The 21,478-nt window shown below is 65.1% G+C and carries 18 protein-coding genes, 1 tRNA gene and 1 pseudogene; 7 read left to right on the plus strand and 13 right to left on the minus strand.

The genetic code is table 11. The features are described from left to right. Nucleotides 1-85: 85 nt before the first annotated feature. The 6 genes from nusA to WS66_RS22345 all read right to left on the minus strand — a co-directional run bounded on the left by nusA (nucleotide 86) and on the right by WS66_RS22345 (nucleotide 7,681). Complete coding sequence (nusA, locus tag WS66_RS22320) at nucleotides 86-1,561, minus strand: transcription termination factor NusA (protein WP_059608563.1); 1,476 nt, start codon at nucleotides 1,559-1,561, stop codon at nucleotides 86-88. After that, nucleotides 1,561-2,019, minus strand: coding sequence for a ribosome maturation factor RimP (gene rimP / locus WS66_RS22325; protein ID WP_014897219.1), 459 nt, complete (start codon nucleotides 2,017-2,019; stop codon nucleotides 1,561-1,563). Before rimP ends, nusA begins: the two co-directional genes overlap by 1 nt. Nucleotides 2,020-2,438: 419 nt before the next feature. After that, nucleotides 2,439-4,169, minus strand: coding sequence for a 23S rRNA pseudouridine(2605) synthase RluB (gene rluB, locus WS66_RS22330; protein WP_059608564.1), 1,731 nt, complete (start codon nucleotides 4,167-4,169; stop codon nucleotides 2,439-2,441). Between the two features lie 60 nt (nucleotides 4,170-4,229). Beyond that, the gene (gene scpB, locus WS66_RS22335) at nucleotides 4,230-5,252 is read right to left on the minus strand and encodes an SMC-Scp complex subunit ScpB (RefSeq protein ID WP_059608565.1); all 1,023 of its coding nucleotides are present in this window, start codon (nucleotides 5,250-5,252) and stop codon (nucleotides 4,230-4,232) included. A 259-nt stretch (nucleotides 5,253-5,511) separates the two neighbouring features. After that, entirely contained in the window at nucleotides 5,512-6,714 is a 1,203-nt protein-coding gene (locus WS66_RS22340) for a pyridoxal phosphate-dependent aminotransferase (RefSeq protein WP_059608566.1), read from the minus strand. Between the two features lie 64 nt (nucleotides 6,715-6,778). Beyond that, complete coding sequence (locus WS66_RS22345) at nucleotides 6,779-7,681, minus strand: LysR family transcriptional regulator (protein WP_059608567.1); 903 nt, start codon at nucleotides 7,679-7,681, stop codon at nucleotides 6,779-6,781. Nucleotides 7,682-8,111: 430 nt separating this feature from the next. On the opposite strand from WS66_RS22345, the pseudogene WS66_RS22350 reads away from it, so the two are divergent. Then, nucleotides 8,112-8,507: pseudogene (locus WS66_RS22350) on the plus strand (transposase); the annotation flags it as partial. Nucleotides 8,508-8,705: 198 nt separating this feature from the next. Further along, the gene (locus WS66_RS34465) at nucleotides 8,706-8,960 is read left to right on the plus strand and encodes a hypothetical protein (protein ID WP_059608568.1); all 255 of its coding nucleotides are present in this window, start codon (nucleotides 8,706-8,708) and stop codon (nucleotides 8,958-8,960) included. Nucleotides 8,961-9,140: 180 nt separating this feature from the next. Here WS66_RS34465 and WS66_RS22360 read toward each other — a convergent pair whose 3' ends face one another. Next, nucleotides 9,141-9,458 (minus strand): hypothetical protein, encoded by a 318-nt coding sequence (locus WS66_RS22360; protein WP_059510817.1) that lies wholly within the window; start codon nucleotides 9,456-9,458, stop codon nucleotides 9,141-9,143. 157 nt (nucleotides 9,459-9,615) lie between these two features. Between WS66_RS22360 and WS66_RS22365 the strand changes: the two genes are divergently transcribed. The 3 genes from WS66_RS22365 to WS66_RS22375 all read left to right on the plus strand — a co-directional run bounded on the left by WS66_RS22365 (nucleotide 9,616) and on the right by WS66_RS22375 (nucleotide 11,220). Further along, nucleotides 9,616-10,332, plus strand: coding sequence for a YdcF family protein (locus WS66_RS22365; RefSeq protein ID WP_059608569.1), 717 nt, complete (start codon nucleotides 9,616-9,618; stop codon nucleotides 10,330-10,332). Nucleotides 10,333-10,547: 215 nt separating this feature from the next. Then, on the plus strand, nucleotides 10,548-10,826 hold the full coding sequence (locus WS66_RS22370; protein WP_059608570.1) for a hypothetical protein: 279 nt from the start codon (nucleotides 10,548-10,550) through the stop codon (nucleotides 10,824-10,826). Between the two features lie 136 nt (nucleotides 10,827-10,962). After that, the gene (locus tag WS66_RS22375; RefSeq protein WP_059608571.1) at nucleotides 10,963-11,220 is read left to right on the plus strand and encodes a hypothetical protein; all 258 of its coding nucleotides are present in this window, start codon (nucleotides 10,963-10,965) and stop codon (nucleotides 11,218-11,220) included. Nucleotides 11,221-11,937: 717 nt separating this feature from the next. Here WS66_RS22375 and bamC read toward each other — a convergent pair. The 3 genes from bamC to WS66_RS22390 form a co-directional block, all read right to left on the minus strand. Beyond that, nucleotides 11,938-13,146 carry an outer membrane protein assembly factor BamC gene (bamC, locus tag WS66_RS22380; RefSeq protein ID WP_059608572.1) on the minus strand — a complete coding sequence of 403 codons (1,209 nt, stop codon included), beginning with the start codon at nucleotides 13,144-13,146 and terminating at the stop codon, nucleotides 11,938-11,940. Between the two features lie 141 nt (nucleotides 13,147-13,287). Further along, nucleotides 13,288-13,364, minus strand: a tRNA-Pro gene (locus WS66_RS22385). A gap of 171 nt (nucleotides 13,365-13,535) precedes the next feature. Next, on the minus strand, nucleotides 13,536-14,249 hold the full coding sequence (locus tag WS66_RS22390) for a class I SAM-dependent methyltransferase (protein ID WP_059608573.1): 714 nt from the start codon (nucleotides 14,247-14,249) through the stop codon (nucleotides 13,536-13,538). 334 nt (nucleotides 14,250-14,583) lie between these two features. On the opposite strand from WS66_RS22390, the gene WS66_RS22400 reads away from it, so the two are divergent. Beyond that, nucleotides 14,584-15,462 (plus strand): tyrosine-protein phosphatase, encoded by an 879-nt coding sequence (locus WS66_RS22400; RefSeq protein WP_059608575.1) that lies wholly within the window; start codon nucleotides 14,584-14,586, stop codon nucleotides 15,460-15,462. A gap of 360 nt (nucleotides 15,463-15,822) precedes the next feature. Beyond that, a complete protein-coding gene (locus WS66_RS22405; RefSeq protein WP_059608576.1) occupies nucleotides 15,823-18,033 on the plus strand; it encodes a hypothetical protein in 2,211 nt (736 codons plus the stop codon). A 78-nt stretch (nucleotides 18,034-18,111) separates the two neighbouring features. On the opposite strand, the gene WS66_RS22410 is transcribed toward WS66_RS22405, so the two are convergent. The 3 genes from WS66_RS22410 to pheT all read right to left on the minus strand — a co-directional run bounded on the left by WS66_RS22410 (nucleotide 18,112) and on the right by pheT (nucleotide 21,475). Then, entirely contained in the window at nucleotides 18,112-18,525 is a 414-nt protein-coding gene (locus WS66_RS22410; RefSeq protein ID WP_059608577.1) for a MerR family transcriptional regulator, read from the minus strand. A gap of 61 nt (nucleotides 18,526-18,586) precedes the next feature. Beyond that, complete coding sequence (locus WS66_RS22415; RefSeq protein ID WP_059608578.1) at nucleotides 18,587-18,973, minus strand: integration host factor subunit alpha; 387 nt, start codon at nucleotides 18,971-18,973, stop codon at nucleotides 18,587-18,589. A gap of 72 nt (nucleotides 18,974-19,045) precedes the next feature. Next, nucleotides 19,046-21,475 carry a phenylalanine--tRNA ligase subunit beta gene (gene pheT / locus WS66_RS22420; RefSeq protein WP_059608579.1) on the minus strand — a complete coding sequence of 810 codons (2,430 nt, stop codon included), beginning with the start codon at nucleotides 21,473-21,475 and terminating at the stop codon, nucleotides 19,046-19,048. Nucleotides 21,476-21,478: the final 3 nt, after the last annotated feature.

Below are 21,478 nucleotides of genomic sequence, written 5' to 3' on the forward strand. Positions count from 1 at the left end.
CTCTTAGTGCAAGGACCGATTCCTTGCGGTTAGCATCGGGTCAGGCCATACGGCCGCCATCAAATCAGTGCGCCATGGTCATTTCTCACTGGAACCAGTGTTCACGTGCTTTCATGATCAACGCCTTAGCGGCATCCTCTTCCATCCCGGTCATGTCGACCAGTTCATCCACAGCCAGCTCGGCGAGATCGTCCCGCGTCTGCATGCCGTGTTCGGCCAGCTTCGCGAGCAACTCCGGCGTTACGCCGTCGAGGCCCTTCAAATCCAGCGCTGCGTTTTCGACCTTTTCTTCGTTCGCGATCGCCATCGTCAATAGTGCGTCGCGTGCGCGGTTGCGCAACTCGTGCACGGTGTCCTCGTCGAACGCCTCGATTTCGAGCATTTCGTTGAGCGGCACGTAAGCGATCTCTTCGAGGCTCGTGAAGCCTTCGTCGATCAGGATGTCGGCAACTTCTTCGTCGACGTCGAGACGCGCCATGAACAGCGAACGCAGTCGATCGCGCTCTTCACCCTGCTTCAGGGCGGATTCGTCCGGCGTCATGATATTGATCTGCCAGCCGGTCAGCTCGCCGGCAAGGCGAACGTTCTGACCGCTGCGGCCGATCGCGACAGCCAGCTCGTTCTCGTCGACGACGACGTCCATCGAGTGCTTTTCTTCATCGACGACGATCGACTGGACGGCTGCCGGCGCGAGCGCGCCGATCACGAACTGGGCGGGATCCTCGGACCATAGCACGATGTCGATGTTTTCGCCACCGAGCTCGTTGCGCACGGCCTGCACGCGCGAACCGCGGATGCCGACGCAGGTGCCGATCGGATCGATCCGCTTGTCATAGGCGATCACGCCGATCTTCGCGCGCACGCCCGGATCGCGAGCGGCTGCCTTGATCTCGAGCAGGCCCTGCTCGATTTCCGGCACTTCCATCTCGAACAGCTTCATCAGGAACTCGGGCGCCGTGCGCGAGAGTTCGATCTGCGGGCCGCGCGCGGTGCGGTCGACCTTCGCGATGTATGCACGCACGCGGTCACCCACGCGCAGGTTTTCCTTCTGGATCAGCTGGTCGCGGCGCAGCAGCGCTTCGACACGGCCCGATTCGACGATGAAGTTGCCCTTGTCGAGGCGCTTCACCGTGCCCGTCATGATCTTTTCGCCGCGCTCGAGGTAGTCGTTCAGGATCTGCTCGCGCTCGGCGTCGCGCACCTTCTGCAGGATCACCTGCTTGGCGGCCTGCGCGCCGATACGGCCGAACTCGATCGACGGCACCGGCTCCTCGATGAATTCGCCGACTTCGACGTCGGGCTTCTGCTCACGCGCTTCGAACAGCAGGATCTCGCGATCCGGCTCCTGCAAGCCTGCCTCGTCGGGCACGACGAGCCAGCGACGGAAGGTTTCGTGCTCGCCGCTTTCGCGATCGATATGGACGCGGATTTCGGCGCCTTCGTCGAACAGCTTCTTGGACGCGGACGCGAGCGCAGCCTCGAGGGCGCCCAGCACCACATCCTTGTCGACGTTTTTCTCGCGCGCCAGCGCATCCACCAGCATCAAAACTTCGCGACTCATTATTTGCGGCTCCTAAAGTCAACTTGCGGAATCAGGCGGGCTTTGTCGATATCGGCCAGCGTGAAATCCAGCATGGCTGCCTCGCCCTTCTTCCTCTCAAATTCCAAACCGATCGTTTCGCCATTCGGCGCGTGCAGAATGCCCCGGTACGTCTTGCGCCCGTCCAGCGGCTTTTTCAAGGTCACGGAAACTTCGCTGCCAGCGAAGCGCTCGAAGTCGGCCAGCTTCTTCAACGGGCGGTCGAGCCCCGGGGACGAGACTTCGAGCCGTTCGTAATCGATGTTTTCGACCGTCAAGACGTGCTGGAGCTGACGTGTGACCTTTTCGCAATCTTCGAGCGAGATGCCGGCAGGCTGATCGATATAGATGCAAAGCATGCCGCGCCCGGTGCGCTCGAGATCCACCAGCTCGTAGCCGAGCCCGGTGACCGTGGTTTCTATCAGTTCCGTCAGTTGCACAGTGTCCTCTCAGGTGTTCGCGCCCGCCGCTCGCGATTCACCCGCGGGCGCGCGCCTTAGCCGGCGCAGGAAGCGCTACCCGAGATGCCTAACCGTTTCAGCAAAAAAAAATGGGCGGAACGCCCATCTTCTTACTGGTGGTCGCACCTGAGCCGCACATTGAATCCGTACGCCCAGCGACTCCGCGATTATAGCGATTTTTGGCGCAAACGCCAAGCCAGCCGGTAAAAGCAGCGTCCAGACCGCCTTTACCGACCAAAAATGCGAAACCGGACTGTCCGACCAGGCGGCACAATCCGGCAGCGCGATATATATACAGTCAATAGCAAACCACGCAAGGCGAAGTGCCGACCCGACCGGACTCGCACCGATATTGCCGGCACACCGGCGGCTTCACGCCGCCGACCGCCCGGAAACGCTCAGCGACTGCGCGAGCGACTACGCTGCGGACGCTGGCCGCCGCGCGCGCCACCACCGCCGTTGCCGGCGCCTTCGGCGCGATTGCCGTTGGGATTGCGATTGCCGCCCTTGCCGCCGCTGCGCTTGCCGGCCGCGCCTTCACGCTTGGGGCCGGCGCCATACGACGCGCGATTGCCATCGACATCGCGACCGCCACCCGAACGGTTGCCATAGCCCGACGGCGAAACCGGCAGGCTGCCGTAGCCGCTCAGGCCGGGCAAGCCCGGTGCGCCACGTCGACCGCCACCGCGACGCGGCTGATCGAGCTGACCATGCGTGGTCAGCACCGGCTCGCGGCTGATGAAGCCCATCGATGTCTGCATCGGATCCGGCTGGCGGCGCTCGGCCTGCCCGCCACCACCACGCTTGCCCTTTTCCTCGGACGGCGCCTTGAGGCCGACGGTCGCCATCAGCTTGCGCACCTGCGCTTCGTCGAGCTCTTCCCAACGACCGCGCTTCAGGCCGCGCGGAAGCGGAATCGGACCGTGACGGGTACGGATCAGGCGACTCACCATCAGGCCGGCCGCCTCGAACATCCGGCGCACTTCGCGGTTGCGGCCTTCTGCCAGCGCGACGTGATACCAATGGTTCGTGCCTTCGCCGCCGCCGTCGCGGATGCGCAGGAAGTTCGCCGGGCCGTCATCGAGTTCGACGCCGTGCAGCAGCTTCTGCCGCATCCCTTCGGACAGCTCGCCGACGACGCGCACCGCATACTCGCGCTCGACGCTGTAGCGCGGATGCATGAAACGGTTTGCGAGATCGCCCGACGTCGTCAGCATCAGCAGACCTTCGGTGTTGAAGTCGAGACGACCCACCGCGAGCCATTTCGCCGTCTTCATCGGAGGCAGGCGATCGAACACCGACGGACGACCTTCCGGGTCCGCGTGGCTGACGATCTCGCCCGTCGGCTTGTGGTACAGCAGCACGCGCGGCGGCTTGTTCGGCAGCTTGCGCTTGACCGGCTTGCCGTTGATACGGACCTGGTCGGTCGGCATGATGCGCTGGCCGATGTGCGCGGGCTCCCCGTTCACCGACACGCGGCCGGCGACGATCAGTTCTTCCATTTCGCGGCGCGAGCCCATGCCGGCTTCTGCGAGCACCTTGTGGAGCTTCGGCGCATCGTCGTCCGGCGACAGCACGCGCTTGTTCGTCGGCTGGTTGCGGCCGCGACGCAGCATCGGCGCACGTACGCCGCTGCCGCCCGCCGAATTGTCGGCATCGAACGCCGGCGACGTCACATAGGCGAACAGGTCGTCCTGCGACGCTGCGTCGCCTCCGGCCTTCGCTGCGCCGCCCTCGGCCTTCGCAGCGCCACCCTCGGCCTTCGCCGAACCGCCGCGCCGCCCCTGGCCGCCTTGCCCGCCCTGGGCACCCTTGGCCGCACCCTCACGCTTACCGGCCGGCTTGCGGCCGCCCTTGGCCGCGCCTTCCTTGCGCGGCGCGCGTGCGGGCTGAGCTTCCGCGTCCGCGGCCGGTTGCGCGTCCGCGCCCTCGCCGCCCTGCGACTCGCCGTCGCCCTTCGACTTGGCCGCCGCGCGGCGGCGCGCGATCAGGCTGCGCGGGCCGCGCCGCAGCCCGCGGCGGGGACGCTCGTCACCACCCGTGGCCGGAGCATCCTGCTCCGGCGCATCGTCGGCACGCGCGGCCTGCACGGCAGGCGCGGACGATTCAATATCGTGGATATCAGTCAAAACAACCTCAAAATGTCAGGTCTCGCGCCCGGCTCGGGCGCGGCAAGAAGTCGGCCGCAATCAGGCGCGGCGCTGTTCGGGTTCTGCTTCGTCGTCCGGCAGTGCGTCGGCGCCGATGGGCGCACTCGCACTGCGTACGGCGTCGGCGAGGCTGTCGGACGTATCGTCCAGCAGCTCGCCCTCAGCGGGACGGGCACGTGAGGCATCGGCCTGGCCAGCCTCGCCCGGCATGTCGCCGGCCGCTTCCGCTCCGTCTCCGGCAACCGCGTCGGCGGTCGCCTTGCGATCTTCCTCGCTCCCTTCCGCGCGCAGCGGCTCGGGCTGCCCGCCGGCCGGCGCTGCGTCGGCGCCGCCCTGTTCCATCTGAACGCGATCAGTTCCCAGCGTATCGCGGTTCGGCATTTCCTGCGTCGACGTACCTTCTGCCGCGGCGTCGTCCGGCAATTCATCCGGCCGCATGTGCGACACGTCGGCCGCCGCTTCGCCGGCTTCCGGCACCCCGTCCGCTACCGGCGCATCGCCGTCGAAGTCCATCGCCTGCTGCGCGAGCAACGCGGCCTCGATGTTCGCGGCCGGCTCCTCGAGCGCCGGCAGGTCGTCGAGCGCCTTCAGTCCGAGATCGTCGAGGAACTGCTTGGTCGTCGCGTATAGCGCCGGACGTCCCGGCACGTCGCGATGCCCGATCACCTCGATCCAGCCGCGATCCTCGAGCTGCTTGACCACCTGCGTATTGACCGTGACGCCGCGAATCTCTTCGATGTCGCCGCGCGTAACGGGTTGCCGATACGCGATGATCGCGAGCGTTTCGAGCACCGCGCGCGAATATTTCGGCGGCTTCTCGGGATGCAGCCGGTCCAGATACTGGCGCATCACCGGCTTGCTCTGAAAGCGCCATCCGGTTGCCAGCGCCACCAATTCGACACCGCGGCCGGACCAATCCTGTTTCAGATCTTCGAGCAACGTGCGGACCGTGTCAGCCGACACGACGTCGGCAAAGAGCTTGCGCAAATCGCCGAGTTTCAGCGGTTCTTGCGCGCAGATCAAGGCAGTCTCGAGGACGATCTTCGCCTCTTGGGTATTCATGCAGCTAGGCCAGACCCTGTGGTCAAACGAACCGGATCAACAAACAGACGAAAGGAACAGAAGACGCGCTCGCCCGATTCTGATCGGTCATATTGATGGGAGCACGAACCGGGGGCGGCGAACCAACTTCAAGCCAGGCCCAAACCGGACGGAACAGCACGGCTCAACGACGGAACCGCGTGACTGAGCGCCATCTTACGCAAAATTGCCCGGTGCGTAAAGATGAGCCGAACGGCCGCCGCCGCAGCTCCGTCCCGCTTCAACGCCGGCCCGCGCCGCGCGCGACGAACGCCCGCAGGCGCTCGACGCCCGCGTCGAGCCGCACCGGATCGCACGCGTAGCACCAGCGCACGAACCCTTCCCCCTCCGGGCCGAACGCGCGCCCCGGCGCCAGCCCAAGCCCGACCTCGCGCACCAGCGACTTGCAAAACGCGAGACTGTCGTCCGCGCCCGGCAAACGCAGGAACAGGTACATCGCGCCCGGCGGAGGCGGCACTTCGACGCCCGGCAACGCGCGCAGCGCGGCAACCAGGTGGTCACGTGCGGCACGCAGCGCCGCAACGAACGACTGCACGAACGGCTCGCCGTCGCGCAGCGCGACTTCCCCTGCGGCCTGGATGAAACCCGGCGCGCACGACGTGTTGTATTCGACCAGCTTCGACAGATCGCCCATGATCGACGCCGGCGCGACCAGCCATCCGAGCCGCCAGCCCGTCATCGCCCAGGCCTTGGAGAACGAATTCACGACGATGACCCGCTCGTCGCGCGACGCGATGTCGAGAAACGACGGCGCGCCTTCTGCGCCGAACGCGAGCCGTTCGTACACTTCGTCGGAGACGACCCAGATGCCGTGACGCCGGCAATGCGCAAGCACGGCCCGCTGGTCGTCGCGGGACATCGCCCAGCCGGTCGGATTGTTCGGCGAGTTCACGAACAGCATTCGTGTGCCGGGCGTCAGCGCCGCGAGCAACCGGTCGATGTCGAGCCCCCAGCCCGCATCACCATGGCGGAGCGGTATGCACTCGACTTGTGCACCGAGTATCTTCGGGATTTCAACGAGGTTCGGCCAGAGCGGCGTGACCGCGACGACGCGATCTCCCGGGCCGACCAGCAGCTGCGCGGCCAGCATCAGCGCGCTCACGCCCGAACTCGTCACGGTGATCGCATCGGCCTCGGTCGCGCCGTGACGCGCGCTCACATAGGCCGCAATCGCGTTGCGCAACGGTACCGTGCCGAGATTGTGCGTGTAGAAGGTTGCGCCGTCGCGCAGTGCCGCGGCAGCCGCGTCGCGAATGAATGCCGGCGTCACGCGATCGGATTCGCCGAACCAGAACGGCAGCACGTCGGGTACGCCGAAGCCGGCGTTCGCGACTTCCCTGATCAGCGACGGACGCAGCGCCTGGACCGCGCTGCGTGCCGTCGGCTCGCCCGTCGCCGGGTCGACATCTGCGGAATGCGTCATCGAGAACCGCCACCGAGGAACACGATCCACGCAGTGTACCGGTGTGCGCGCCGGTTCAGCACCCTCAGTCGAGGTCTTCCGCCCGCGCCGGCATCTGGCGCGCGAGTTCCCAGATCGCCTGCGCGGCCGGCGACAGCGACCGGTCGCGGCGGCGCACCAGCTCGACGGTGCGCTCGGTACGCGGCGTCAGCGGCCGCGCAACCAGCGACGATCCCGCCGGCAGCGGCAGCGACAGCCACGGCTGCACGCTCACGCCGACACCAGCCTCGACGAGCGCGAATACCGTCGCCGAATGCCCGAGTTCCTGCATGACCGTCGCGTTCACCCGATGGGCAGCCAGCGCGGCGTCGATCAACGGCCGGCTTCCGGACGCATGATCAAGCAGGACGAGGCGCTCGCCGTCGAGCGCCGTCCAGGGCACCTCGGCCCGCGCCGCGAGCGGATGATCGGCGCGCGCGACCAGGCAGAACGAGTCGGTCATCAGCGGTTCGCAGACGAGGTCCGCAACGGCGAGCGGCCCGATGACGACGCCGAAATCGACCTCGCTCGACTTCACCTTTCGCAGCACGTCGCTCTGCACGTCGTCGCGCAGGCCGAGCGTGACGAACGGAAACTGGCGCTCGCAGGCCGCGACGACGCGCGGCATCAGCCGGCACGCAATCGTCGGACTCGCGGCGACGATCACGCGCCCCCGCCGCTGCTCGCCGATCTCGCGAATCTCGCGCAGCGTGTCGTCCAGATCGTCGATCAGGCGGGACACGCTCGCGATCAGGTTCACCCCGACGTCGGTCAACTGCACGTCGCGGGTCGTCCGGTCGATCAGCTTCAGCCCGAGCTCGGCCTCGAGCTCGCGCACGCAACGACTGACCGCAGACTGCGTGAGTCCGATCTCGTCACCCGCGCGACTGAAGCTCCGCAGCCGCGCAACCTCGATGAATACGCGAAGCTGGCGCAGCGTAACGTTCATCTCCTCACCTCATCAATCGTCGATACCGATGCACGATTTTAATGCGCGAAATCGGCTCCGATGTGCGAATCCGGCACCGGCCACACATGTTTCGCTGCGGTGCAATATCCACGGAAACGCACGTGGCACGGGCGAGTTGCACAAGATTGGTGATTGTCCTGATTTGCTGGCGGGTTATTTTGGCGTCTTATACGCCCCTAGCTGACTTAGCCGTTAGCCCGCTGCCAAGCGGCTCTCGAGGGAATCGCCTCCGACATGGCACACATCGTGCTTTACCTGACGCACAGGGCGCAGGTTTAGTCGGACGGAAGGCAGAAACGCCGCTGCCGGTCAACCGGACGCCCCCACCCGGCACTCGACGCTCGAGTGCTTGAAGAGTGCGCGGCGCAGGGCAGCGCACCGGAGTTAGCTTCGCTGAGGTGAGGACATGATGCTGTTCGACGATTTGAGAGATAACGAGTGGGCGCTGGTCGAAGGTCTGTTTTGCTCGGAACCCGCACGCAGTGAACGGCGCGGCCGCCCCCGCGTGGAGGCCCGCTCGGTGGTAAACGCCGTGCTGTGGGTACTGTCGACGGGTGAAGGCTGGTCGAAGCTGCCGGGTCGCTATCCGTCGCCGCCGACCTGCCGCCGTCGCTTCGACGAATGGCAGGCAGACGGTACGCTCGCCGAAATCGTCAAGCGCCTCGGCACGAGCGGCCGCCAGATCTCGCTGCGCGGGCGCATCGGGGCAAGCGCGGCGAAGCCGCCTGCACCGCCGAGCCGCGACCGATTGCGCGGCGCCTTCTGGACCAATCCGGAATCCTGGCGCGCCCCCGTGAAGATGGCGTAACGCATGCTCGATCGGGCGGCTTCGGCCGCCCGGCTTCTTTTGGCGCCATGCGCTTTGCGCGGCGCCCGCGTCGTCGATTACCGCTGCCGTGCCGCGATACATCTATTTACTATTATTTACAGCTAGCCTGCACTCCCTCGCTTACCTTAGCGACATATCAACAAGCCGCGCCGATGGCTTGAAGGGAGCCCCGCCATGAAACCAATGTCACTGCTCGTCGCATGCGGCATTGTCATTTCGCTGGCGTCGACCGCCCCCGCTCACGCCGACGATCGCGCGAAGCCACCTCACCGCCAGCAGGATCACCGAAACACCCTTCGCCGCCAGCAACCGCCCGCCACGCCGCTCAATCGACCGACCGTGCCGCGCGGCGATTTGCGCGGCGACATCGCTAGCAACGCACGTGCGCGCATCGGCTCGCAACCGACGGACATGCCGCGTCATCCGTAGTCCACAGGATTTCGTCAAAGAAAATTCCGGAATTCGGGAACTGCTCGACATACGACAAGTCACATCCGTTGCCATGAGCACAGCGTGGCAACAGCAAAAGTATCCGGTACGCCCGTATCCTCGCGATACGGGCTTTTTTTTGAGTGTCGCCGGCGACGGCGCGAGGTCAGGAGTGCGCCGCTACAGGCGGCTTTCGAGAATCGCCACGGCGCTCGCTTCGCTTAACGCGTAGTCGTCCATACGGCGATCGGTCCAGGAAAGTAATTTTTCGTCGCGCTCGAGTCGCGCGCATTCGGCCCGACCACTATCGGTCAGCACCGCGATGTCGACCGGTGCATGGAAACCCGGCGCGGGGGCAACCGTCTTCTGCCTGACCGTGTCCATCAGCCCCAGTGACCGGAGATACTCGAACACGCCCGGGCGGCGCGCCCACGGTACCTGGCGGTACTGCACTCGTCTCAATGCGTCGAGCACCGCTTCGTTGGAATACGTGGCCATCTCGATTCTTTCTTAAAGTGCAGCGACAATGCGAAGCGGCGCGCCGGGCGGGAGCTCCACCCGCCGATACCGCCACCGATTCTGGGGGCCGACGTTCGGCGTCGCGTCAGGGCCGGATCGTCAGCCGTCCATAAAAAGACACCATACCCCAATCAAATTGATTCTGTTCGATTCATTTGTACTTCTCTTCATCGGTTTCATGCTCTTCCGCAAGCGGCGAAGACTCATCGCGATCGCGAGCGTCGCGCTGCTCTGGCTGCTCGCGACAGGCTGGCTCACCGCGCCGCTCATCGCATGGACCGAGGCGGGCGTGACGCCGGTCGAGCACCCCGACATGCACGGCCGCACAACACTGATCATCATCGGCATCGGCACACGGCGCAGCGACACCGGTTTGCGGCCGCCGCCCGACGGGGAAGCTCGCATCCGCACGACCGCGGCGCTCTACCGCACGTGCCTCGAGCAAGCCACCCGTTGCACCGTGGTGATGTCGGGCGGCGACCCGCAACATCACGGCGAAACCGAGGCGGCCGTCTACGGACGCCGGCTGATCGCGGAAGGCGTCGCTCGCAACGACCTCTTACTCGAGCCGAACAGCCGCACCACCTATGAAAATGCGAAATTCACCGCTTCTATACTACGCTCACAACATGACGACTCGCGCATTCTCGTCGCGTCGTCCTACCAGATGCGCCGCGCATTGCTCGATTTCCGCCGCTTCGGCATCGATCCGCAGCCCGTTTATTCCACCCACCGGCGCGCGCAAACGGGCTGGCTGCCCCGCTGGCAGAACCTGGAAGACGCGGATCTGGTATTGCACGAGTTGATCGGCATCGCGCAGTTCCACGTCTACCGATGGCTCGGCTGGTTTTGATGGCGACGCGTGCAAAAACGAAGGTGCCTCCCCCTGGATGGCATGCGCATGACGGAATGCACGAAGTGTTGCGCGACTTCAACGGGGCCTTGCGCTGCACGGCGATCCGGTGCACATTGATCCGTCACTTTTGTTACACTCGACACGCACTCGATTGCAGTCGCCAGACAAAACGGCAACATTCGGGTTCATCACCACTTAGCGGAGGTAAAGCAATGAAGAAGACGTCCCTGGCTATTCTGGTCGCGATGTCGGCGCTGACTGGCGCAGCGTATGCGCAAGAGAGCACGCAAATCCAGACCATCACCGACCCCGCCAAGATCGCCGAGATCGAGCAGCGCGCACAGGCACTGCAACAGCAGCAAGCAGCCGAGGCTGCACAGCCGGCGGCGCAGGAAGAGCACCACGGCAAGAAGGCCGCTCACCACAAGGCAGCGAAGAAGGCTGGCAAGAAGGCCGCCAAGGCCGCTCCGGCAGACGCTGCCAGCCAGTAAGTTCGGCGGCACCGCACAAGCGAAAGGCCGAATCCGGGCAACCGGGTTCGGCTTTTTTGGTTGCGGCGCCTGCGCGCTGTGCTAAAGTCGCGCACCGAAATTTTCCACCCGTGCGCACCCCGGTGCGGAGGACAGCATGAGCAACATTCAACTCGACATCGAGTGGACCGAAGCAGCCACTCGCAAGATCAAGCAACTGATGCCGCGCGGCTCGGAAGACGCCTTCCTCGCGCTGCCGCCGATCGAGTGCCTGCCGATGGAGGGCGACGTGCTGTTCCTCGGCCCGCAAGGCAAGCAGCAACCGTTCATCGTCGCCGAACGCCAGTATCACCACGACGGCGACGCCGACTGGACGATCATCCTGATTCTCGACGTACCCGACACGTCGCACTGACGCGTCGCGGCGGCCGGCAACACGTCCGGCCGCACCACCCTGCTCACGCGAGCTTCGACAGCACACGGATCCCGGGCCGGTCAATCCAGTCAAAGGCCGCTTCGCGACAAGCCGGACTGTGCGCCGAACGCGCATGCACAGCCAAAGCGACCTGGCCGTCGCGGCGCTCGACGAACACGCGCCAACGCCCCCAATTCAGAAAAGACTGCGAATCAGCGAATCCAGTACCCGCCGGATCGCCATGCCTCGCATTTCGGCCGCACCAAAAAAATTGCCCGCGCTTCAGAAGAAGCGCGGGCGAAACCGTCGCCCTACGAGGATAGGCGACGGGGCCATCGAGACCCGCGCGCGGCGCGGGTCGTCATCGGTTACGCCAGCGCTCGCAGCGCTGGCATCTGAAGACGTCGAAATCGTTGTTCGGGCGCTCGCGACACCCGCCCGGTCTCTGACGCCATCCTCCCTGTTCTAACGATTCCCACTTATAAAGCAGTTTGCGTGCCAGGTGCACTTTCGAAAGCATGCCATTGATCCATAAGGATATTTTTCTCGGTCACGACGATGTAACACCCGTTCTGCCGCCGTAACGCGCGAATGTTACGTAACGTCACGATAGAGGGACACGAACGTCCCACACACGCCAGAATCGGCAGGCGCGCGCGACCATAAAAAAAGCCCGCCGGAAGGCGGGCCTTTTCGATGAGCGGGAGCGTACCGCGATCAGCGCAGCTGATTCACGAGCAGCCCCATGATCTGCCGGGCCGGACCCGACGTATCGATCGCGCCCGAGTCATCGACGACTGCCACGCGCGTCTGGTCGGGCGTCAGCGCCTTCACGTTGACGCGATACTGCTTCGCCTGCTTTTCCTTCTTGCCGTGGAACAGCTGGCTCCAGAAGCCCTGCTCGGCCGAGCTGAGATCCTTCGGATCGACATAACGCACGAAAAACAGACCCTTCGTGCGATCGCGATCGTCAACCGTGAAGTTCGCGCGATCGAGTGCGAGGCCGACATGCAGCCACGACCGGTCGTACGGCTCGCCGAGCGTGACTTCGGACGGCACCGCGGCCGAATCGACGTCGTTCGCTTGCGACGACGTACGCGCGACGTTCTGCGCAGCGATCGCAGCGGCGGCGGCCTTCGATGCGTCGGTATCCGCCTTCTTGTCCTTCGACACCGTGTTGTCGTTGATGTTCGCGATCGGCGGCTCGCCATTCTTCGCGCGCTGATCGTTCTGTGCGAGCACCGCCATCAGCCGCTTCAGGTATTCGGTCTCGAGCGCCGGATCGTTCGGTTTCGCTTCCCACTTGCTCGAATCGTTGTTCGCGCCAGTGATCGCCTCGCGCATGCCCTTCTGGCTGATGAACACGTAGGTGCCGCCGTTCGGCGCCGAATCGAGGCGCGTGCGGTACTTGTTGCGCTCGGCGGTCACGTACGAATTGCCCATCGCCTTCGAGATCACGCTGCGGATCAGGCCGTCGTTGATCTGCGGATGGGTTTCGTTCCAGTCGGTTTCCATCACGCCCTTGTCGCGCTGGTCGACGACGAGCAGGAAGCCCTGCTCCTGCCAGAAACGGCGAACTTGCGGCCAGATGTCGGCGGGCTTCTTGCTGTCGATCACGAGCCAGCTCTCGGTGCCATCGCGCTGAATATGCATGCCGGTCACGGCAGGCGCGACGGTGTCCGTCGCGGGCGCCGCGTGCTGCACCTGCTGAAGCGCGGACAGGGAAGTCGCGCCGCCCTGTGGCGGCAGCGAACGCTGATCGGCCGTCTCGTCGAGCATGTTGGGCGGCACTGCGAGCGACGCTTCCTTCGATTTCGAATCGCTCTTGTAGTCCACTTTCGTGGGCGACGACGTACCGCAACCGGCAACGAGCGCGCCGGTGGCGAGCACTGCAGCAAACCGCATGGTAAGACGAAGATCAGTCATGTTCGGGGAATCCTCTTCCGCTAAATCACGGCGCTTTCCGTGGATCAACCTTGCATTTTACCGGGGCCGCGCCGGGATGTGCAAAAAAGCGACCGGCAAGAAAAAACCCGCGTCAGCCTGAACTGACGCGGGTTCTTTGTCTGGTCGGGGCGAGAGGATTTGAACCTCCGACCACCTGCACCCCATGCAGGTACGCTACCAGGCTGCGCTACGCCCCGAAAGAAAAAAATTATAACAGACAGTTGGCCGGTTTAGAACGGGTCGCATGCATTTTGTGCATGTTCCCGTGAAATTTTTTGCGACATGATCAAACGGGACAAGACGGCATCGATACGGGCGGCAACGTGCATCCCGCTCGTAACGCTCCGGCCACGCGATCCGCCGCATGCTTACCGTCGGCGCGCGACACAGATGACCGTGAGGCCCGCCACCCGGTTGAACCGGAACATCGGTAGCTCGGCTCGGCAGATCAGCTTGAGCAAACCGTTGACGACCGGATGGTGCCGGCGCAACTGCGACGCCGGTTCGCGCGGTTGTCGGCGCGCCCGCTCGCTCAGTCGCAATGCCGCCGCGAGCGGGAACGTGAGGCCGAAATAATACGCGCCGCGCTCGACCTCCAGCCCCGCACGACGCGCGACGTCTTCGAGACCGGCGAGCGTATACCTGCGCTTGTGCTCGAGAAAATCGTCATGCGCGCTCCAGAGGAACTGAAACGCGGGAACCGTGATCAGGAACCGGCTGCCCTTCGGCGCCCCCGCCACGTAGCGGGCAAGCAACCCGACATCGTCGTCGACGTGCTCAAGGACATCCATCAGCAACACGAGATCGGCATCGAATCGATCGACGGCACGGCGAAAATGGACGGGCTTGCCGGCCGCCTCCCCGTCGGTATCGTCGGCATAGCTCGTATCGACACACCATGCTTCCGTCGCCTGCGTGCGCTCGAGCAAATGCTTCGAAAAGAAGCCCGAGCCGGCACCGACGTCGAGTATGCGGTTCGCGTCCGACGTGCCCAGAAACCGACGGATCGCGCTCGCCTTCGACGCGTAGTACCAGTGATCGCCTACATCCGCTCCCAGTACGTCGAGCTCCTTCAGATCCATGACGCCTCCCCCGTGTCGGCCACCATGCTTTGTGATCCATCCAGCCACTGATGCCGATCTTACCGCGCCGCCGCCGTCGCACGTGCGGCAAGTTGCGCGATTCGCAGGGGCAACCTGTGTCGCGCCTTAATCGAAAAGGACGATGGCCGATTCGTCGCGGATCGCTACCGTGCGCTTGCCCGGCGCGAGATCAATGCGCACGGCACATCGTCCGACTGCATGCCGATCGATATGGCACATCTCCGCTTTGCCGCGCTGCGCGGCACGCCGGCGGCGGTTTCGATCGCAACGGCGGTCGCGACGTCCCGTCACCGTCTCAGACAAAGGCCAGTGAATGACTCAGAAAAACGACATTTCCCGTCGACACTTTCTCCGGCTGGGTGCCGGCACGATCGGCATCATGCTGGGAGACGCGTATCTTCTGTCCGCGTGCGGCGGCGACTCGATCGCGGTCGCCCCCGTCACGACGCCCAGGCTCACTTCGGCAGCGAACTTTCGCGACACCGGGGGACCGGACGGAACGGGCTATGCCTCCGCGAGTGGTTCAGCGATGAAGAAAGGCGTGATCTACCGGTCGTCCGCGCTCGCGCTGTCCGCGGCCGACCTCGCAACGGTCGATACGCTCGGCATCACGCACGTGTACGACCTGCGCACGACCGCGGAGATTCACGCGCAGCCGGATGTGCCATTGGCCGGCGCCACCTGGCAGAACCTCAACGTGCTCGGCGCCGCCAGTATTGGTCCGCTTCCGACCGATGGCGCGACTGCCACGGCCTTCATGCAAAGCATGTATCGGGCGTTCGTGACGTCGGAAACGGCGCGGACGAGTTTCCACACGCTATTCGCCGGCTTTGCCGCGTCCGGCGGCAACCTGGTCTTCCACTGCACGGCCGGCAAGGATCGCACCGGCTGGGCGACGGCCATTCTGCACACGATTCTCGGTGTCCCACGGCAGACGATCCTCGCCGACTATCTGCTGACCAACATCTACAGCGCGTCGGAAATCGCCGCCTATGTCGCACAGGCGCGCAAGAGCGGCGGGCAGGATGCGGCCGACATGATGGCCGCGCTGCAGGGCGCGCAAGCCGCCTATATGCAGGCGGCATTCGATCAGGTCGTCGCGTCATACGGCTCGATGGCGTCGTACATCGATAACGGTCTGCAACTGGACCAGACGACGCAGAATGCAATCCGGCAGAGCATGCTGGTCTGATCGGTCCGCAGGCGGCGATAGCGCAGGTGCGTCCGTCGCCCCCCGCCCGCCGTCTGCGCCCCGGATCGGACACCGCCTTCATCCGGCATGTAACCCCGCGTCAGCCAACGCCGACGCCGGGTTTGCCGATCCGGCGCAACGCGCGCCGCCCGCTTCGACCGCAAAACCAAACGACCGTTTGATTTTTCCGCCTCGCCGCCGCGAATCCATTGTCCCGTCGCGCGCCGGCCGGTCCTGCCCGGACGCCCGCTGTTTGGTTACGCCGCTCTAGCACGCTATGCCACACTGCACGGCATCGACGTCCGCGCCGCGCATCGGCCGCGCGCCCTCGCCGAGCACGACAAGACATGGAGACAGACGATGCGGAATGCGGTCCGGCGCGGCCATCGCACGCCTTTGGCATTTTTCGACTGGATGAGCGGCCCGCGACGCGCGGCCGCGTCGGTTTCACTTGGTACCTCTCGTGCGCTCGGCTGCGGCGCGCTTGCGCTCGCGCTGCTCTGCGCCGGCTGCGCGGAACCGGGCGCGCAGCGCGACGGGACCGCGTCGGTCTCGTCGACGAAGATCGAGCGCACCAAGGCCGAACGCCTCGCCCGCGAACAGCAGATCGCCCGCACGGTGCCGTCGCTCGCGTCGCTCAGCCTCACGCAGCCGCGCCCGTTCACGCTGCGCGACTCGGGCCAGAGCGGTGCGATGACATTCCTGCGCGATGTCGATTTCCGTATCGTCAACAACCTTGGCTTCTTCATCCATCAACTGTCCGCGACACTCGTGCCGACGCAGGCCGGCGCACCGATCGTGTTCGACGATCCGACGAGTTTCGAGATCGACGTGCACGAAGGCACGGTCACGCTCGACAACGCGAAGCTAACCGCCCTCTTCAACACGTACATCTTCGGTTACCGCAACGCGCCGCTGCGCAACCTCGCCGTATCGGCAGGCGATGGCGTGATCCATCTGCAGGGCGAGATGCAGCGCGATGGCTGGGTGCCGTTCTCGCTGACCGGCACGCTCACGATTCGCGACGGCAGCCAGCTCGTATTCCACCCGACCGGCGTGCGCGTGTCGGGCATCAACGCGCAGCCGGTGATGCGTGCGGCCAACGTGAAGATGGCAGATCTGCTGAAGATCGAAACCCCGATTGCACGGCTCGCCGGCGACGACCTCGTGATGTCGGTCGACAAGCTGATGCCGCCGCCGCGGCTGAAGATCAGGATCACCGCACTGCGCGTGACGCCGGCCGGCCTCGACCTGAAGCTCGACGATGGTTCGCACGCCGGCTTCGCGTTGCCCGCGAACGCGCCTCAACAGGCGATGTACATCCGCGGCGGCGACGTGAAGTTCATGCGCTCGATGCCGATGAACGCGGACATCCTGATCAGCCCTGTCGATCCGACGAAGCGTGACCAGAATTTCGTGTTCGACCTGTATCACTATCGCGATCAGGTATCGGCCGGCTATTTCAATTTCGACGAAAGCGGCGCGATGGCGATCCGGATGCCGTCGTACGCGGGCCCCGCGAGCGGCGCTGCGCTCGGCAGCACGGCCGCCCGCCTGAACGACAGCTTCCTCGCCGCGCAGCAGACTGCGCTGCACGACTCGCGCCAGCACTGGGAAGCGTTTGCACTTGCGGCCGGCACGACGCAGCCCGGCATGCAGAAAGTTGCGATGCGGCGCTCGTCGGCCATCCCGTTCAACGAACGGCACGTGTCGAACCGCAATCCGACGATCCATCTGCACAATGTCGACTTCAACCTGTCCGGCGACATCGGCTTCCACGTCGAGGATCTCGACGTCCAGCTCATCGCGAAACGGCCGGGCGAACCGGTCGACCTCGACGATCCGAACCAGTACGACATCCGCATTCTCGGCGGGACGGTCGTCGAATCGTGGAAGGCGATGTCGGCGCTCTTCAACAACTACCTGCTCGACTACTCGCCGCGCTCGCTGAACGACCTGCAGTTGAGCGCGGATGGCCAGGACCTGCGCGTCCAGGGCGGCATCAAGCTCTGGAATCACGTGCCCGGCGTGTGGCTTCCGACCGACATGAAGGGCTCGCTTTCGGTGCTCGACGACCGGCACCTCGCGTTCCGGCCGTCGCAGGTGTCGGTGCTCGGCATCCCGCAGGCGAAGCTGCTGCGCTCGCTCGGCATCGAGCTCGCGTCGCTGACGCCGCTGCAGCGCCGCGGCGCGGAACTGCGCGGCGACACGCTCGTGCTTGACCAGTACACCGTCTTTCCGCCTCCCGTGCTGAACGGCAAGCTCGGCCAGGCCACCGTCGAACGCGACGGATTGCGCCTGACGTTCCGGCGGGTCGCCGACACGCCCGCGCCGAAGCGGCCGCAGATCGACGCACCGAGCTACATGTGGATGGAAGGCGGAGACATGAAGATGTTCAACGTGCTGGAACTGAACGTGCGCGCGCTGATCCGGAACTCGGCCGAGGCAGGCCCGATGCGCTTCGACCTGTATGGCTACCGCAGCCAGGTCGCGCAAGGCTCGGTGCGGATGCTGCCGGACGGCACGCTGGTCGTCGACATGGGCAAGCCAAATCCGCTCGCGTCGCGCTGATCCGGGCGGGCCCGCGTGCATGAAAAAAGCCCGGTGGCGCTTCGCACACCGGGCTTCATATTGATCCGAGCGTTGTGCTCAGTCGTGCTTCAGTCCGTCGATCACGTCGAGGAGCGCCTGCCGCAGCGCGATCACGTCGACCGCCGCCCCCGGCTTGCCCGATGCACGCGCATCGGCGGCCAGCACGTCGGGCTCGACCGGTGCGCCGGCAGCGCGCTCGCCGCTCGGTGAATCGAGCCGGTTGCGTGCCCCGTTGATCGTGAACCCCTGTTCGTACAGCAACTCGCGAATCCGCCGGATCAGCAGCACTTCATGATGCTGGTAATACCGACGATTGCCGCGCCGCTTCACCGGCCTAAGCTGAGTGAATTCCTGTTCCCAGTAACGCAGCACATGCGGCTTGACCCCGCACAATTCGCTGACTTCACCGATCGTGAAGTAGCGCTTCGCGGGAATCGGAGGCAAGACGACTTTCTCAACCGTAGTGGTCATCGTCGGTTAACCGTCGGTAAAGGGTGCGCGGCGGCCGCGCGGAGACGTCAGCGCGCGGGTGTTACTCCGCGCCGTTTTCGACCAGCGCCTTCAGCTTCTGGCTCGCGTGGAAGGTTACCACCCGGCGGGCCGCGATCGGAATCGCCTCGCCCGTCTTCGGATTGCGGCCCGGACGCTGCGGCTTGTCGCGCAGCTGGAAGTTGCCGAACCCCGACAGCTTGACGCTTTCGCCGTTTTCGAGCGCGTCGCGGATCACTTCGAAAAACGCCTCGACCATGTCCTTCGCTTCACGCTTGTTCAGCCCGACGCTGTCGAACAGCAGCTCTGCCAGTTCCGCTTTCGTCAGCGTCGGCGTCTCGGTGGACGCCGGCGCCGAAGCGTCGCGGCTCATGGCACTGCGTTGCGCCGTCAGGAGGGCTTCGAATTCACTCGAGGTCATGTCGTTCATATCTGCCATACAGCGCGTTAAACCAAAACTTACGATGGGGAAGAGCCGCCCGCGAGGGGGCGGCCCGTCTCCCTAGCCGCGCAGGCGGGCACCAGCACGAGCCATCCGCTCGACCAGCGTCTGGATCGCCTGATCGACGACCTCGTCCTGTAGCGTGCCAGCCGCGTCCTGCAGCGTCACGCGGAAGGCAAGGCTCTTCTCGTGCGCGGCGAGACCACCGGAAGTATTTGATTTTGCACGAAATTCGTCGAAGAGTACAACCTTCTGAACGAATCGGCAGGCGTCTTCGGCCAACGCCTTCTTCATTTCGTCGAAAAGCGCCTGAACCTCGACCGCCTGATCGACCACGACCGCGATATCGCGCCGCACCGGCGGGAATTTCGACACGTCGGTCGGTGCCGGCAGCGCACGTGCGATCAGCGCATCCGCGTCGATTTCGAACATCACCGGCGCGTGCGGCAGCTCGTACTTCTGCATCAGGCGCGGATGGAGCTCGCCGATCCAGCCGACCGCGCGGCCATCGACCTCGATGCGCGCGCTGCGGCCCGGATGGAGGGCCGGATGCTCGGCCTTCACGAAGCGCGCGGTGGCCGGCGCGAGCAGCGCCTCGAGATCGCCCTTCACGTCGAAGAAATCGACCGCGCGGGTCGCGACACCCCACTGTTCGTCGACCGCCGGGCCGTACGCGAGCGCGCCGACACGCTTCGGCTGCGTGTAGCCTTCGACGGTCAGTTCGCCGGCCTTCACCGACGGATCGGCGAGAAACACGCGGCCCGTCTCGAACACGCGAACGCGATCCGCGCGACGGTTCAGGTTGTGGCGCAACACCGAGATCAGGCTGCCGAACAGCGTCGTACGCATCACCGACAGCTGGCTCGCGATCGGGTTCAGCAGGCGGATCGGGGTGTCGTTGCCGGCGAAGTCGTGCTCCCACTCCGCATCGACGAAGCTGAAGTTGACCGTTTCGGCATAGTCGCGCGCCGCGAGCGCGTGACGGATATCGTGGATCGAACGTCGCGTCTCGTTGGTCGCGCGCATCTCGCTCGTCGCGACCGGCGGACGGGCCGGGATCTTCTCGAAGCCGTAGATGCGCGCCACTTCCTCGATCAGGTCTTCCTCGATCTCGATGTCGAAGCGGTGCGACGGCGGCGTGACCAGGAATGCGTCGTCGTCACGCTCGAACGGCAGGCGCAGGCGCGTGAAGATGTTCGCGATCTCGTCGGCGTCGATCTTCACGCCGATGATGCGGTTCGCGCGCGACACACGCATCTTCACCGGCGCGCGCTGCGGCAGGTTCACTGCCTGGTCGTCGACCGGGCCGGCCTTGCCGCCGCAGATCTCGAGAATCAGCTGCGTGATGCGCTCGACGTGCTCGACGGTCGTCGCGTAGTCGACGCCGCGCTCGAAGCGATGGGCCGCATCGGTCGAGAAGTTGTACTTGCGCGCGCGACCACGGATGCTGTCCGGCCACCAGAACGCGGCCTCCAGGTAGATGTTGGTCGTGTCGAGCGTGACGGCAGTGCTGTCGCCGCCCATGATGCCCGCGAGGCTTTCGACCTGACGGTCGTCCGCAATCACACCGACCGTTTCGTCGAGTTCGACCGTGTTGCCGTTCAGCAGCTTCAGCGACTCGCCGCGCTTGCCCCAGCGAACCTCGATGCCGCCGTGGATCTTGTCCAGGTCGAACACGTGCGACGGACGGCCGAGCTCGAACATCACATAGTTCGAGATGTCGACAAGCGCCGACACGCTGCGCTGGCCCGAACGCTCGAGGCGCTCGACCATCCATTGCGGCGTCTTCGCATGCGCGTTCACGCCGCGGATCACGCGCCCCGAGAAACGGCCGCACAGATCGGGGGCGGTGATGCGCACCGGCAGCGTTTCATCGAGCTCGACGCGCACCGGTCGGATGTCGACCGGCGTCAGCGGCGCGCCGGTGATCGCGGCCGTCTCGCGCGCGATGCCGAACACCGACAGGCAGTCGGCCTTGTTCGGCGTCAGCTTGATTTCGAAGATCGTGTCGTCGAGATTGAGCGTGTCGCGGATGTCCTGACCGACCGGCGTGTCTTCCGGCAGGATCAGCAGGCCGCTGTGGTCCTCGGACAACTTCAGTTCACGCGCCGAGCACAGCATCCCCTGGCTCTCCACGCCGCGCAGCTTCGACAGCTTGATCGCGAACGGCTTGCCGCCCTCTTCCGCCGGCGGCAGTTCCGCGCCGACCAGCGCGACCGGCACCTTGATGCCGGGCGCCACGTTCGGTGCGCCGCACACGATATTCAGCGTCGCGCCGGTGCCGGCGTCGACCTGGCAGACATTGAGCTTGTCCGCATCCGGATGCTTGACGACTTCGAGCACGCGGCCGACGACGATCTTCGACGTCGGCGGCGCAGCCTTGCTCAGCGATTCGACTTCGAGCCCCGCCATCGTCAGCGCGTGCGACAGTTCGTCGGTCGTCAGCTGCGGGTCGACAAAGGTTCTCAACCAGGATTCAGGGAATTGCATGGA

The sequence above is a fragment of the Burkholderia sp. LA-2-3-30-S1-D2 genome, assembly GCF_001523915.2.
In the GTDB taxonomy this organism is placed as follows: Bacteria; Pseudomonadota; Gammaproteobacteria; order Burkholderiales; family Burkholderiaceae; genus Burkholderia; species Burkholderia diffusa.